Annotated in this window: 16 protein-coding genes; 7 read left to right on the plus strand and 9 right to left on the minus strand. The window is 61.2% G+C overall.

The genetic code is table 11. From position 1 onward, the window contains the following. The first annotated feature begins 33 nt into the window (after nucleotides 1–33). Entirely contained in the window at nucleotides 34–384 is a 351-nt protein-coding gene (locus ACU5AY_RS05725; protein WP_446828343.1) for a ribbon-helix-helix domain-containing protein, read from the plus strand. Nucleotides 385–407: 23 nt separating this feature from the next. Here the strand turns inward: ACU5AY_RS05725 and ACU5AY_RS05730 are convergent, their stop codons facing one another. Together ACU5AY_RS05730 and ACU5AY_RS05735 are read right to left on the minus strand one after the other, a co-directional pair. Next, the gene (locus tag ACU5AY_RS05730; protein WP_446828344.1) at nucleotides 408–761 is read right to left on the minus strand and encodes a DUF1428 domain-containing protein; all 354 of its coding nucleotides are present in this window, start codon (nucleotides 759–761) and stop codon (nucleotides 408–410) included. An 89-nt stretch (nucleotides 762–850) separates the two neighbouring features. Next, nucleotides 851–1,696, minus strand: a complete 846-nt coding sequence (locus ACU5AY_RS05735; protein ID WP_446823789.1) for an aldo/keto reductase — start codon at nucleotides 1,694–1,696, stop codon at nucleotides 851–853. Nucleotides 1,697–1,905: 209 nt separating this feature from the next. On the opposite strand from ACU5AY_RS05735, the gene ACU5AY_RS05740 reads away from it, so the two are divergent. Next, nucleotides 1,906–2,508, plus strand: coding sequence for a LysE family translocator (locus ACU5AY_RS05740; RefSeq protein WP_446828345.1), 603 nt, complete (start codon nucleotides 1,906–1,908; stop codon nucleotides 2,506–2,508). 77 nt (nucleotides 2,509–2,585) lie between these two features. On the opposite strand, the gene ACU5AY_RS05745 is transcribed toward ACU5AY_RS05740, so the two are convergent. After that, nucleotides 2,586–4,538 (minus strand): methyl-accepting chemotaxis protein, encoded by a 1,953-nt coding sequence (locus ACU5AY_RS05745; protein WP_446828346.1) that lies wholly within the window; start codon nucleotides 4,536–4,538, stop codon nucleotides 2,586–2,588. A 280-nt stretch (nucleotides 4,539–4,818) separates the two neighbouring features. On the opposite strand from ACU5AY_RS05745, the gene ACU5AY_RS05750 reads away from it, so the two are divergent. Together ACU5AY_RS05750 and ACU5AY_RS05755 are read left to right on the plus strand one after the other, a co-directional pair. Further along, nucleotides 4,819–5,658 (plus strand): glycosyltransferase family 25 protein, encoded by an 840-nt coding sequence (locus ACU5AY_RS05750; RefSeq protein ID WP_446828347.1) that lies wholly within the window; start codon nucleotides 4,819–4,821, stop codon nucleotides 5,656–5,658. Nucleotides 5,659–5,785: 127 nt separating this feature from the next. Further along, the gene (locus ACU5AY_RS05755) at nucleotides 5,786–6,913 is read left to right on the plus strand and encodes an ATP-dependent DNA helicase (protein ID WP_446823794.1); all 1,128 of its coding nucleotides are present in this window, start codon (nucleotides 5,786–5,788) and stop codon (nucleotides 6,911–6,913) included. Here the strand turns inward: ACU5AY_RS05755 and ACU5AY_RS05760 are convergent. After that, complete coding sequence (locus ACU5AY_RS05760) at nucleotides 6,910–7,794, minus strand: SDR family oxidoreductase (protein WP_446828348.1); 885 nt, start codon at nucleotides 7,792–7,794, stop codon at nucleotides 6,910–6,912. The genes ACU5AY_RS05755 and ACU5AY_RS05760 overlap by 4 nt on opposite strands. 117 nt (nucleotides 7,795–7,911) lie before the next feature. Between ACU5AY_RS05760 and ACU5AY_RS05765 the strand changes: the two genes are divergently transcribed. Next, on the plus strand, nucleotides 7,912–8,892 hold the full coding sequence (locus ACU5AY_RS05765) for an AraC family transcriptional regulator (RefSeq protein ID WP_446828349.1): 981 nt from the start codon (nucleotides 7,912–7,914) through the stop codon (nucleotides 8,890–8,892). A 25-nt stretch (nucleotides 8,893–8,917) separates the two neighbouring features. Here the strand turns inward: ACU5AY_RS05765 and ACU5AY_RS05770 are convergent, their stop codons facing one another. The 3 genes from ACU5AY_RS05770 to ACU5AY_RS05780 form a co-directional block, all read right to left on the minus strand. Then, entirely contained in the window at nucleotides 8,918–9,424 is a 507-nt protein-coding gene (locus ACU5AY_RS05770) for a DUF4405 domain-containing protein (protein WP_446828350.1), read from the minus strand. Nucleotides 9,425–9,559: 135 nt separating this feature from the next. After that, nucleotides 9,560–10,243, minus strand: a complete 684-nt coding sequence (locus ACU5AY_RS05775; protein WP_446823798.1) for a MerR family transcriptional regulator — start codon at nucleotides 10,241–10,243, stop codon at nucleotides 9,560–9,562. A gap of 245 nt (nucleotides 10,244–10,488) precedes the next feature. Next, the gene (locus ACU5AY_RS05780) at nucleotides 10,489–10,716 is read right to left on the minus strand and encodes a hypothetical protein (protein ID WP_446829071.1); all 228 of its coding nucleotides are present in this window, start codon (nucleotides 10,714–10,716) and stop codon (nucleotides 10,489–10,491) included. On the opposite strand from ACU5AY_RS05780, the gene ACU5AY_RS05785 reads away from it, so the two are divergent. Further along, the gene (locus ACU5AY_RS05785) at nucleotides 10,676–11,428 is read left to right on the plus strand and encodes a pyridoxine 5'-phosphate synthase (RefSeq protein WP_446828351.1); all 753 of its coding nucleotides are present in this window, start codon (nucleotides 10,676–10,678) and stop codon (nucleotides 11,426–11,428) included. The genes ACU5AY_RS05780 and ACU5AY_RS05785 overlap by 41 nt on opposite strands. An 80-nt stretch (nucleotides 11,429–11,508) precedes the next feature. Here ACU5AY_RS05785 and ACU5AY_RS05790 read toward each other — a convergent pair whose 3' ends face one another. Further along, the gene (locus ACU5AY_RS05790; protein ID WP_446828352.1) at nucleotides 11,509–12,390 is read right to left on the minus strand and encodes an SDR family oxidoreductase; all 882 of its coding nucleotides are present in this window, start codon (nucleotides 12,388–12,390) and stop codon (nucleotides 11,509–11,511) included. A 179-nt stretch (nucleotides 12,391–12,569) separates the two neighbouring features. Between ACU5AY_RS05790 and ACU5AY_RS05795 the strand changes: the two genes are divergently transcribed. Continuing rightward, nucleotides 12,570–12,959 carry a winged helix-turn-helix transcriptional regulator gene (locus ACU5AY_RS05795; protein ID WP_446828954.1) on the plus strand — a complete coding sequence of 130 codons (390 nt, stop codon included), beginning with the start codon at nucleotides 12,570–12,572 and terminating at the stop codon, nucleotides 12,957–12,959. Nucleotides 12,960–13,064: 105 nt separating this feature from the next. Here ACU5AY_RS05795 and ACU5AY_RS05800 read toward each other — a convergent pair whose 3' ends face one another. Continuing rightward, nucleotides 13,065–13,316 carry a hypothetical protein gene (locus ACU5AY_RS05800; RefSeq protein ID WP_446823801.1) on the minus strand — a complete coding sequence of 84 codons (252 nt, stop codon included), beginning with the start codon at nucleotides 13,314–13,316 and terminating at the stop codon, nucleotides 13,065–13,067. Nucleotides 13,317–13,331 lie beyond the last annotated feature (15 nt).

Consider the following 13,331-nt stretch of genomic DNA (forward strand, 5'->3'; position numbering starts at 1 on the left):
GCTAAAATCGCTGGAGGCCATGGGAGGCAGGAGATGTGCGAACTTTTCATCAAGGCCGATACGGCTCTCTGGGAAAGCACCACGCGGTCGCTGAGGATCGACGGCATGGTCACCAGCGTGCGGCTGGAGAATTTCTTCTGGTCGAAGCTCGAGGAGATCGGCCGGCGGGACGGCATGAACGTGGTGCAACTGATCACCAAGCTGCATCATGAATCGATCGATGCCGGACACGACCTCGGCAACTTCACATCGTTTCTGCGTGTCTGCTGCGCGCGCTACCTCGACCTGCAGCTTTCGGGCGACATTTCCACCGATCTCGGCCAGCGGATCGCGGGGCTGGATGCCCCGGCCATCCTCGGACGCGAGCGTCTGAAATATCATTGAGCGGCCGATGGCCGCTCTGCGTGTCAGCGATCCAGGAAGGGGACGAAGCCGCCATAGATCATGCGGCGGCCGTCGAAGGGCATCTCGTCGAACATTTCCGACATGCGCGGGTCGTTCATGATTTTCTGGTTGGCGGAGTCGCGTATTTCTTTCGACGGGTATTCGATCCAGCTGAAGACGAGGATTTCGTCAGGCTGCAGGTCTACGGATCGGCGGAAGTCCGTCACCTTGCCGTCCGGAACATCCTCTTCCCAGCATTCGACATGGCGAATGGCGCCGAATTCCTTGAAGAGTGCGGAAGCGCCTTCCGACAGCTTTCGATATTCCTCCATGCGTGCGCGCGGCACCGGCAATACGAACCCGTCGACATAGGTCATGGCAGTTTCCTCCCTGCGTGGTCATCTTGAACATATATGTTGATATAAACGTATATTGACAGTGTCAATGTCGGGGAGCGTTGGCTTTCTCAGATCATCGCCAGCGGCTGCTTTTTCCACGGTGGCGGGAAAGCGGAGTCCAGGCTCTTCAGGTCGGCGTCGGTCAATTCCAGCGACAGGGCCTCTATGTTCTCGTCGACGCGGGCCGCATGGCCGGTCTTGGGAATGGCGATGACGCCATCCTGGCGCAGGACGAAGGCGAGGGCGATTTGCGCCGGCGTTGCCTGGTAGGCTTTCGCCATGTGGATCAGGTCGGGATCTTCGAGGAATTCGCCCTGACCGAGCGGAGAATAGGCCATGACCGGGATCGACCGCTCGCGGCAGAAGGGCAGGAGGTCGTATTCGATGCCGCGATTGTTGAGATTGTAGAGCACCTGATTGGCGGCGATCTGATCGCCGGCCGGTACCGACAGCAGTTCCTCCATGTCGGAGACGTCGAAGTTGGAAACGCCCCAGGCGCCGATCTTGCCCTGTGACTTCAGCAGTTCGAAGGCTTCGACCGTTTCGGCGAGCGGATGGCTGCCGCGCCAGTGGAGCAGGTAGAGATCGATGAAATCGACCTGCAGGCGCTTGAGGCTGCGCTCGCAGGCTTCCGGGATGCCGTGGGCGCTCGCGTTCCACGGATACACCTTGGACACCAGGAAGGCATGGCTGCGACGACCGGCTATCGCTTCGGCGACCAGCCGCTCGGAACCGCCGTCGGCGTACATTTCCGCCGTGTCGATCAGCGTCAGTCCGCAATCGAGCCCATGCCGTAGGCTGTCGATCTCCTGGGGTTTGGGCGCCTTGCCCTCGGCCATCTGCCATGTACCCTGGCCAAGCGCCGGGACCGATCTGCCGTTCGGGAATGTCACCAACGGATACTTGCGAGACATCTGGACCTCTTTCACGCGTCACAGTTCAAAGGCGCCAACTTCAACAGGAGCTTACCATGAAATCGTGACTGTTTCATTCGGACACAAGGGCTGTCCGGTACTTTTCGCTGTCTTTTCCAAATCTGGGTAAACTTGTTGCGGTGACAAGGTTTGCATGGAAGGTGCGTCGCACTTCCATTACCTCGTCCGGGCGTTTCTGGAGAAGGTCCATGGCCGTCGACACTTTGCTTGCCCTGTTTCTGTTTGCCCTCACAACATCCATTACGCCGGGGCCCAACAACATGATGCTGTTTGCCTCGGGTCTCAATTTCGGCTTCCGCCGAACTCTGCCGCATCTTGTCGGCATCGAGGCAGGCTTCTTCGCCCTTCTGGTCGCTGTCGGTCTCGGCCTCGGCGCCCTGCTGCAAGCCGTGCCGGTGCTCTACTGGATCCTCAAGGCGGCCGGGGCTGCCTACCTGCTATTCATCGCCTGGAAGATCGCGACGACGCGGCGGCTTGCCGAGGGCAGGGTATCCGGCACGCCGATGACCTTCCTGCAGGCTGCCGCCTTTCAGTGGGTCAACCCCAAGGCCTGGGTCATGGCCGTGGGCGCGATGTCGACCTATGCCGTCGCCGAAGGCGGGACGTCAGCGATCGTTCCCGTCTTCATCGTCGGTGCTGCCTTCATCGCGGTCGGCGTCTTCACCGCCTCGACCTGGGCAGGCTTCGGCACGCTTCTCAAGGAGTGGCTTGCCGATCCGGTACGGTTGAAATGGTTCAACATCACCATGGCGGTGCTGCTGGTCATCAGCCTCTGGCCGATGCTGGAATAGGACCGGGCCAAAAACGGAAAAGGCCGCGCAGCATTCCGCGCGGCTCTTGGCTCTTTCTGCCGTATTATGCGGAACTCCTAGAACTCTTCCCAGCTGTCGGTCGCCACTGCCGCATTGCCTCTGGCGGCAGCGACGGGTCGAGGCGCCGGCGCCCTGGCCGGAGCGGGGGGCGCACTGCGGGTGGCCATGGTTGCCGCGGTCTGGCGGAGTGCGCCGGCCTGTGCGGATGCGCCGTCCTCCAGCCGGAATTGCTGGACGAGAGAGCGCAGGCGCTGGGCGTCACCGGCCAGTGATGCCGAGGCGGCGTTGGACTGTTCGACCATCGCCGCGTTCTGCTGCGTCGCCTGGTCCATGGCGTTGATTGCGGCGTTGACTTCGACAATGCCGGTCGCCTGTTCCTTGGCGGATACGGCGATAGCCTCGACATGGCTGTTGATCTCGACGATGAAGCCGCCGATCGTGGTCAGCGCCTGACCGGCATCGCGGACGAGCTTGACCCCGCCCTGGACGTCGCCGGCCGAACGACCGATCAGGTCCTTGATCTCCTTGGCGGCCTGGGCCGAACGCTGCGCCAGTTCGCGGACTTCCTGGGCAACGACGGCAAAGCCCTTGCCGGCATCGCCGGCGCGCGCGGCTTCAACACCGGCATTCAGCGCCAGCAGGTTGGTCTGGAAGGCGATCTGGTCGATGACGCCGATGATGTTGGATATCTGCTGCGAGCCTTCCTCGATACGGCGCATGGCGTCTTCCGCATGGGAGACGACTTCCGCCGACTGGACCGCCGACCGGTTGGCCTCTGCGGCAATGCCGCGCGCTTCTTCCGTCCGCTGGGCGGAATTGTTGACGTTTGCGGTGATCTCGTCGAGCGCGGCGGAGGTCTCCTCCAGCGAGGCGGCCTGATGCTCTGTGCGCTTCGACAGGTCGTCGATGCCCGAGGCGATCTCATGCGTGCCGTTTTCCAGCGACGAGATCGACAGGGTGATGTCGGTGAGCGTGCGGCCAAGCTGCTGGACCGACTGGTTGAAATCACGGCGCAGCGGCTCGAATTCGGGCGCGAAGGGTTCGGTGATCTGGAAGGCGAGGTCGCCGGCGGCCAGCCGTTTCAACGCCTCGGCAAGGCCGGACGTGGCGATCTTCAGACGCTCGGCGGCGGCGGCTTCGGCCTGCTGCTCGGCTTCGATGCGTTCGGCCTCCGCCTTGGCGCGGCTGTCCGCTGCTTCCTGTTCCAGTCGGCGGTTGGCAATCGCCGCCTCGCGGAAGACGCCGACGGCGCCGGCCATCGCGCCGATCTCGTCCGAGCGTCCGGCGAAGGGAATTTCGCTTGCCGTGTCGCCATTGGCGAGATCACGCATGGAGCGGGTGATGCGGCGGATCGGGGCCGCGATGCTCTTGACCACGAAAATGACGGCCAGAAGCGCGCCGACAAGCGCGATGGCCGCCAGGATGTAATTCAGCTCCGTCGCCGTGCGCATCAGCTCCTGGTTCTTCGTCGCGGTGGCTGCGGCGCCGTTTTCGCTGTCGGCGACCAGTTGGCCGACGATCTTCTCGATCGTGTTGCCGATATTGCTCATGGTGCCAAGATACATCTTGGCTTCCTTGTCACGGCCGGCGCCGGAATAGTAGAGGACCGTCTTGCCCATCTTGTTGTAGGAGGCGATCTGGCTCTTCAGCTGGTCGATCGACTTGGCGGTCTTGTCGTCATTGGCTCTCGTCGCGTAGGCCTTGAGAAGCCCGTCCAGCTCCGCATTGGCGGCGGCGACCTTCTTTTCGGCTGCGGCCTTGGCGTTCTTGTCGGCGGCGAGCACGTGAGCCGCGTAGGTCTCGCGCAGCTTGCCGGCGGCAATCACGAGATCCTTGGAAACCGAGACGCTCGGCAGCCAGGTCTGGGTGATCGCGCTGCTGTTGGTGTTGATCGTTTCCATGGACTGGGTCGATGCCCAGGAAATGACGGCCGACAGGGCCGCCAGACCGCCAATGGTGCCGATCAATGTGGCACGTATACCTGGACGCCGGAATTTCAGTCGCTTCATGTCTCCACCCGATGCAATAATTATTACGCTCTCGAAAGTTACTCGTCAGGATTGAAGACTAGGGAGAATTGGTTAAAAAAGGCCGTTCCATTCTGAGGCACTCTTCGCCGACTTTGTGCCTCTCCGATGTTGGTTTATTGCTCACGGTCAAAGTGACAGGAAAATGCAGCGCCGGTGACTTCTCCGCGTCCATTTGTCAAAAATGGGCGTATGACTAAAATTGAGTTTACGTTAGGTAACGCCAGCGTCAATTTCATGTATGGACGCCGGTTGTATTCAGATGAAGATTTTTTACATCAATCTTGACAGTCGCCCTGACCGGCGGACCTTCATGGAAGGTGAACTCGCGAAATACGGTTTGACCGCTGAGCGGATAGAAGCTGTCTCTGCGGGCGAGGTGACATCTTCCGACGATGCGTTTCATCGAGCGATCTTCAACTTCGACCTTCTCGCCCCGGCCGAAATCGGCTGCATACTCAGCCATCAGAAGGCCTGGCAGGCCATGCTGGACCAGGGCTTGAAACAGGCCCTTTTTCTCGAGGACGACATGCGGTTGTCGCCGCTGCTGCCTGCCTTCCTGAGGGAGGTCGACGCTTCAACGACCGCATTCGACATTGTTCGGGTTGAGACCCGATGCGAGCGTGTTCGCCTTAGCCGTCACTCCACCACATTATCCTGCGGGGTCGACCTCCGGCGCTTTTTCACACTTCAGCTGGGGTTGGGCGGCTATATAATGACAGCCGAATGCGCCAGGCGTTTCCTGCAGGACAGGCGGCTCTTCAATGTACCGATTGACCACACGTTCTTCGATCCGCTGAGCCCGATCTTTCATGAGGTGGACACGCTGCAGGTCGTTCCCGGGCTATGCGCTCCGGGCGGCTCAACCCGTGAGAAGGAAGGTCTCTGGCGCAGCGATATCCAGACCGACCGCCGCTCCCGGCAGGAGAGAATGCTCACAGGCCAGAGGCTTGCTGCCGTCCAGGGGTGGGGCACGAAGTCTTTCAGGGAAGTGCTGCGAGTCGCAAGGCAAGTGGTCTCATTGGGCGCTGCTGCCCGTGACTTCCTGAGGCGCCCGTTTGTCTCGACGAAAATCCCGTTCTGGGATGGCGGACTGTCGTAACGCGCCTGCGTCTTAGACCCTTCGGTTCGACCGCATTCTCCGTCGCATCTCAAGGTAGCGTGCAGAACCGGGTGCGTGTCGCTCTTCCGGACTTGCTTTGTTCCACCGAATCCTGCCAAGTCGCGCCATGCAATTTGCTCCGCAACAGGATGAGGCGCTGAAGGCCGTATCGCGCTGGTTGAAGGAAGGCCGGCAGCCGGTGTTTCGGTTGTTCGGCTATGCCGGCACCGGCAAGACGACGCTTGCCCGGCATTTCGCCGAACATGTCGATGGCGACGTGCTGTTTGCCGCCTTCACCGGCAAGGCGGCTCAGGTCCTGCGCTCGCGCGGGGCTTCGAACGCCAAGACCATTCATTCGCTGATCTACCGCCCGCGCGGCGAGGAGACGGTGGAGGACGAGGAGACGGGCAAAACTTCGGTCTCGCCGATGTTTTCCATCAACCGCCAGAGCCCGCTTGCCAAGGCGGCGCTGATCATCATTGACGAATGCTCGATGGTCGACGAGCAACTCGGGCAGGACCTGATGAGCTTCGGTACGCCGATCCTGGTGCTCGGCGATCCGGGGCAGTTGCCGCCGGTCTCGGGCGGCGGTTTCTTCACGAACCAGGAGCCGGACTACCTGCTGACCGATATCCACCGGCAGGCGCGCGACAATCCGATCATCCATCTTGCCATGCAGGTGCGCGAAGGCAAGGAGATCATGTATGGCGACTACGGCACCGCGCAGGTGATCTCCAAGAACGAGGTGACGCAGGATCTGGTGCTGGAGGCAGACCAGGTGCTCGTCGGCACGAACCGCACGCGGCGGCGCTACAACATGCGCCTGCGCGAGCTCAAAGGCTTTACCGCATCCTATCCGCAGGCCGGCGACAAGCTCGTCTGCCTTCGCAACGATCAGGTCAAGGGCCTGCTCAACGGCTCGCTCTGGCAGGTGATGACATCATCGCGCGAAACGGTGAAGCCCGGCATCAACCTGTTGATCAAGCCCGAAGACGACGACATGGATCGCGGCGCGGCGAAGATCAAGCTCCTGAAGGCAGCCTTTGAGGACGTCGAGACGGAAATCCCCTGGTCGACGCGCAAGCGCTATGACGAGTTTGACTACGGCTATGCGCTGACCGTTCACAAGGCGCAGGGCTCGCAGTGGAACAATGTCGTGCTCTTCGACGAGAGCTTTGCCTTCCGTGACACGCGCGAGCGCTGGCTTTACACTGCCGTCACCCGCGCCGCCGAGACGCTGACGATCGTTCGCTAGCCTTCGAAGTAAGCCGGCTGGTCCAAGTCCGCGAGAAGATCCGGTCCGGTCGGTTGCCAGCCGAGCGTTTGGCGTGTCCATTCGCTCGAGGATGGATTGTCGAGTTCGGCAAAATGGGCAAACCAGCCGAAATGATCGACGGCGTCCTGGCCGGATTTCGAGACGACCGGCAGGCCGAGCCGGCGGCCGATGACCTCGGCGATCTTGCGGAACGGAACACCGGGTTCGGCTGTGGCATGATAGACGACACCGGACGTGCCTTTTTCAAGCGCCAGACGATAAAGGCGCGCGGCGTCCAGACGATGGACACCCGGCCAGACATTGTCGCCCTGATCGATATAGGCGGCTGCGCCTTTTTCACGGGCCAGATTGACGAGCAGCGGTACGAAGCCGTGATCTCCGACGCCGTGCACCGATGGTGCAAGCCGGACTGCGGAAGCCCGTACGCCCGCTTCCAGCATGGCGAAGGCCGTCTGCTCCGACATGCGCGGGATTGCGCTAGATGCAACCGTCTTTTCCGTCGCCTGCGCTCCTGACGGCAGGATGCCCGTTGCTGAAGTCACCAGCATGAGGCGCTCGGAGCCGGCAAGCACCGAGCCCATCGTCTCGATGGCCCGCACGTCGATTTCGCAGCACTCCTTGAACCGGGAGAAGTCGTGGACAAAACCGGTGTGGATGATGCCGTCAGCATTCTGCGCGCCGTGCTTCAAGCTGGCGAGATCGGTCAGATCGCCACGGATGACCTCCGCGCCCATGGCCGAGATGGCCTTGGCGGATTCCTCGGAGCGGGCAAGGCCCGCAACCTTATGACCTGCTGCAATCAATTCTCCGACAACCGCAGATCCGACAAAACCGGAAGCGCCCGTAACAAAGACCCGCATTGAAAATCTCCTTCGATACCTGGGGGATCGGATGTCTCCGGTTGGTGATAGAAAATTGCAGTGGTACGATCCATGTTCTAAAATTCGTATTTTTCTTGTGATCGTCCGGAGATGATGATGGATCCGCTGTCTGATGTCCTGTCCCTGTTGAAGCCGAAGAACCACATGTCGGCCGGTTTCGATGTGAAGGGGGATTGGGCGATACAGTTTCCCGATCCGCGGAGGTCGATCAAATGCGGCTCCGTGATCCGTGGCCGTTGCTGGCTGGCCGTCGAAGACCAGGAACCGGTGTTGCTCGAGGAGGGGGATTCATTTCTGCTGGCCGGCGGCCGGCCATTCCTCATGGCAAGCGACATGAGTGTTCCGGCGGTCCCGGCGATGGAGGTCTTCTCGCCGGCGCGCCGTGGGGGCGTGGTCACGGTGAACGGTGGTGGCGACTTTCTGCTCGTCAGCAGCCGCTTCGGGCTTGCCGGAGACCATGCCCACATATTGCTGAGCATGCTGCCGCCGGTCGTTCACATCCGCCGACAGGAAGACAGTGGCGTGTTGCGCTGGTCGGTGGAGCGGATGATGCAGGAATTGCGCGCGGCGCAGCCGGGCGGCTTCCTCGTCACGCAGCATCTCGCCCACATGATCCTGATCGAAGCCCTCCGCCTGCACATGAACAAGGGTGCGGAAGACGGTGTCGGCTGGCTGTTTGCCCTGACCGACAAGCGGCTCGGAGCGGCGATTGCCGCCATGCACGCCGATCCCGCCCGCCGCTGGACGCTGCAGTCGCTTGCGGCTCTGGCGGGAATGTCGCGCACCGTTTTTGCGGAGAGGTTCAAGCAGGCGGCCGGCAAGTCGCCGATGGACTATCTTGCGCATTGGCGCATGCGCCTGGCGGCCGACCGGCTGGTTCATTCGGGTGCTTCCGTCGCCTTGATCGCGCTTGGGCTCGGCTATGAGTCGGAGAGCGCCTTCGGTGTCGCCTTCAAGCGGGTCATGGGCTGCGCGCCCCGCCAATATGCCCGAAACTTCGCTGATCGTCCGGATGTGGAAAGCAGCGAAGGGCCTGCATCCGGCGACGCTTACCGCTCGTCCATCGCCGCAGAGTGACATCACACTTGGGCTTTGCCGGAGGTCATTTCCGGCTGGATGCCAGGTAGGACATCATTTCCCGATCCGCGACGCCTGAAGCCTTTGCGACATCGGCGATCGTGCTGTCGGCCGAAGTGACTGTGAGGCCCTTTTCCTGAAGCGCCGTGGCCAGGCTTTCCGGCGTGTGGCCGAAGAGGGGGGCGACGTCGGCAACCGTGCCGCCGGTGATCGCCTGCGAGATGGCCACCATCGGATTGCCGCCGGCCCCTGCGGTTTCCGTCATCGCCGGAACGGCAAAGGCAATGGCGGCGGCCAGGGACAGGCCGGAGGCGATCGCCATCGGCGGACGCTTGAGATAGTTCACGAAGGGACGCCAGTTCTTCCAGATATGCAGGAGGAATGGCGCGATCAGCACCATGCTGAGCCACTCGTGCATGCCGTGAAAATAGGCCGATCCATAGTGGAAGAAAAGCGCGATGCCAGAGATCAGCGAGACGAGGAAGAGGCCGGTGGTGAAGGGGGTCGCGTACCGTTGAAACAGGGTGGGCATCTTGGTGCTCCTTAGGCGATGAAGATCACATGTCAGACGACACCGATGTAGATCGCGATAGGGCGGAGAACCAGTTAAAACCCTGTAATGAATGGCAATTATCAAGTGCTGCGGTTGCGTGCTGCGCCAGGCGGATCAGGTCTTGACGATTCCCAGAAGCACGGCCTTGGCGACGGCCTGGAAGCGGTTGTTGGCATCGAACTTGCGGATGATCGACAGTTCGAGTTCCTGGACCTTCTCCGTCGGGACCTGCATCGCCCTTGACAGCCGCGTGAGCGTGTAGCCCTCGGCCATCAGCTCGAGGCACTCCCGTTCGGCGTCGGAAAGGTCGTGTTCGGTGCGGTTGTCGTTGTTGGGTCCTGCGCCGGTTTCGCCCTCCAGATAATCGGTGATCTGCTGCATCTGCCGGTGAAGCGCCGACATGTTTGCGGTCAGTTCGCGCCGGCGGGCCTCCAGTGCCTCCTGGAAGATCTGCTCGACGTCTTCCTGGGTTTCCGCCTCCCGGATGCGCTCGAGCAGGTCCTGAATGTCGGCGACTGGCATGCCGACTTCGCGGCAGAGGTTGACGACTGCCATCTGATGGGCGTCGGACGCGTGGTAGACGCGCATGAGCCCGGCCCGGTCAGAGGCAAGCAGGCCCTTCTCCTCGTAGAAATGCAATGTGCGATGGGTGACGCCAAAGGCGTTGGCCATGTCGGCGATTGCGATGGTTTCGCGGTCGAGTTCAGGCGGAACCGGGACGGACGGCATGTACCGAAACGTCTTGCGGGCTCTTTTCGCAGAGCCGTTCTTCTGCAAGCGTTTGCTCAGATCCGGCATGTCGATCCCCACAATCTTTGCCGCCAAACTGGTCCATTCCGCACGCATCAATGCCGGATCACCGGCGTTCCATTCCTATCGCTCCCGATCAGACCCTTGAAGTAAGGCGAGTGGATGCAGTGTATGCGTGGGAGAGGGGGATTGTCACCCCTTTAGTTCGGCATTCTTTCCGGTTTCAGTTCTGATCGTTAGAATTGTCGCTATAGGAACAAGGCCCCCCTTTCGAGCCGCAACTTGCGTCAGTGTCAACGAACCGTTGCCGGCATCGGAAACTGCCGCTCAAACTGTGCCATGCCGGGACCGTGAGTGGCAGCGATCAAACTTTTCCACAGGTGCATCTGTGTTTTTTGTTGGTTCGCGGTAGCGGGAAGTCCTAGAAGTTGATCGGCCGCCTGAAATCGCCCTGGTTCAATTTCTGCAAGTGAGATGCCGATGACCGCAAAACTCTCCGTCAATGTGAATGCCGTTGCCATGCTGAGAAATCGCCGCGACCTGCCATGGCCGAGCGTGCGGGAGCTGGGGCGCATCGCGCTTGCCGCGGGGGCCTACGGACTGACGGTGCATCCGCGGCCGGACGAGCGGCATATCCGCTTTTCCGACCTGCCGGTGCTGCGGGCGTTGATCGATGACGAGTTTCCGAACGCCGAGTTCAACATCGAGGGCTATCCGAGCGAGGACTTCCTGGCGCTCTGCGAGAAAACCCAGCCGGAGCAGGTGACGCTGGTTCCTGACGATCCGGCGCAGGCGACCTCCGACCATGGCTGGGATGTGATCGCCAACATGGCATTTCTGAAAACCGTCGTATCGCGGCTGAAGGCGGGCGGGATGCGCGTCTCGCTGTTTGCGGATGGAGACAGCAGCCGTGAGCAGATGGAGGCCGCAAAGGCGACCGGTGCCGATCGTGTCGAGTTCTACACCGGACCGTATGGCGGCTGCTACGACAACCCCGACAAGGCGCTGCAATGGGCCGAAACTCTGGGGCGGACGGCGGGTTACGCCCGCGAATTCGGACTTGGCGTCAATGCCGGACACGACCTGACCATTGAGAACCTGCCGCTTCTGATAAAGCACATTCCGGACCTTGCCGAAGTCTCGATCGGCCATGCGCTGACGGCGGATGCGCTGGAATACGGCATGGCGGAAACGGTGCGCCGCTATCGCCGGGCCTGCGGCGAGACCGTCTGAAGCGCCTGCATCTTGCCATTCAACATGAAAACGGCCGCCCGATGAAAGGCGGCCGTTTTCATGTGTGGGTCTTCAGGCGTTCAGAACTGGCTCTTTACCTGTTCGAAGAATGCCTTGAGCGGACGCGGCTTCTCACCGGTCAGCATCTCGAAGTCATCGGTCAGGATGTCGAAGCCGCCCTGGCGGGTGTTGGTGTCAAACGACGCAAAGATTTTGGCCACCGGCTCGGGCAGGCCATGGGCGACCATGCCGCCGATCAGCTGCTCGTCGGTCAGGTTGACGACGGAGAGCGGCTTGCCGACGACCGAGGTGGCCAGCGCAGCGATTTCAGCGGTCGTGAAAAGCTCCGGACCTGTCAACGTCAGGATGCGGTTTTCACTCGTTGTCGGGGCGAGGGCTGCCGCAGCCGCCTTGGCGCAATCGGCATGTGCGATGTGGGAAATCCTGCCATCTCCCGCCGACGTGTAGAGCGTGCCGGACTTGAATGCGTCGGGCAGAACCAGGAACAGGTTCTCCTGATACCAGGTGTTGCGCAGGATGGTGTAGCCCATGCCGCTGGCGATGATGGCCTGTTCCGTGCCGTAGTGGTCGGGCGCGAAGAGAACGGGATTGCCGGGTTCCGGTTTCGGCATGGACGTGTAGACGATGTGCTTCAGGCCTGCTGCGGTTGCCGCCTCGACGGCATTCTTGTGCTGGGCAAGACGCTTGCCCGGCGCGATGAGCTCGTCGGTGGAGATGAGCAGAAGCCGGTCGGCTCCGGCAAAGGCTGCCCGCAGCGAGGTCGGCTCGTCGAACGTTGCCGCGCGGACGACAACGCCTCTCTCGGCGAAGTCCGAGAGCTTTGTGATGTCGCGCGTGGTGGCGATGATCTTGCCGGCTGGATGACCTGCTTCCAGCAGATTGTTCAATACGGCCTTGCCGAGTTTGCCGGAGGCGCCTGTTACGAGCAATGTCTCAGTCATATGCATCCTTCTCCCCGACGCTGCGGGGGCGGTTATTCCATGTGGCCATGGTCTCATTTGTAGACCAGCTCTAGATATCGCTTCCGTATCCGGTGTAAAGAAGGCATCTTTGAGTAAGAAGGTTACATTCAGGGAACCATGGCATGAACAAAACGGCACTCGCGGCAAAGCCGGGCACAATGATCGACGCTGACGGATTCATGCGCGGCAAGACATTTGACGGCGGGCAGTGCCCCGTACGCGACGTGATGGACAAGATCAGCGGGAAGTGGAACTCGCTCTTGCTGCTCGCGCTGGATGACGGTCCGATGCGCTTCGGCCAGCTGCGCCGGCTGGTGCCTGATATCTCGCAGCGAATGCTGACGCAGACATTGAGGGACTTGCAGCGGGACGGCTATATCTCGCGGACGGTCTATCCGACGCAGCCGCCGAGCGTGGAATACGCGCTGACGGATCTGGGACTGTCATTCATGAAGCCGCTGAAGCAACTGGTCGTCTGGGCGGAGAGCAACCACGGCCGCATCAAGCAGCTGCGTTCCCATTATGACGACATGAAACAGGCGGAGTAGGTCGGCTCGACAGGTTCCCAAGAGGGCCTGAAGGAGGAGGGGAGCCGGACACATTAAACCCCGGGCACAGGCCCGGGGCTTTAAGGTCGACCAAGCGATCAGTGCTTAGTTGTTGTTCTGCGTCGTGCGGTTGACGAGTTCGACGGAGCCGCCCGGCTGAACCTTGTAGAGTTCTTCCACCTGGTTGCCCTTGTCGTCGTAGAAGTCGTGCGTGAAGACGCTTCCGGCCGGAGCCTTCGTCAGATGTACTTCAGACGAGTTGCCATAGGTCAGGCTGCCCTTGATGGGTTCCAGAGCGAAGGCGGAGGATGCGCCGGCTGCGGCGATGAGTACGGTTGCTGCAATAAGCTTTTTCATTGTTTTATTCCTTTT

The sequence above is a fragment of the Rhizobium sp. PAMB 3174 genome (genome assembly GCF_052908375.1).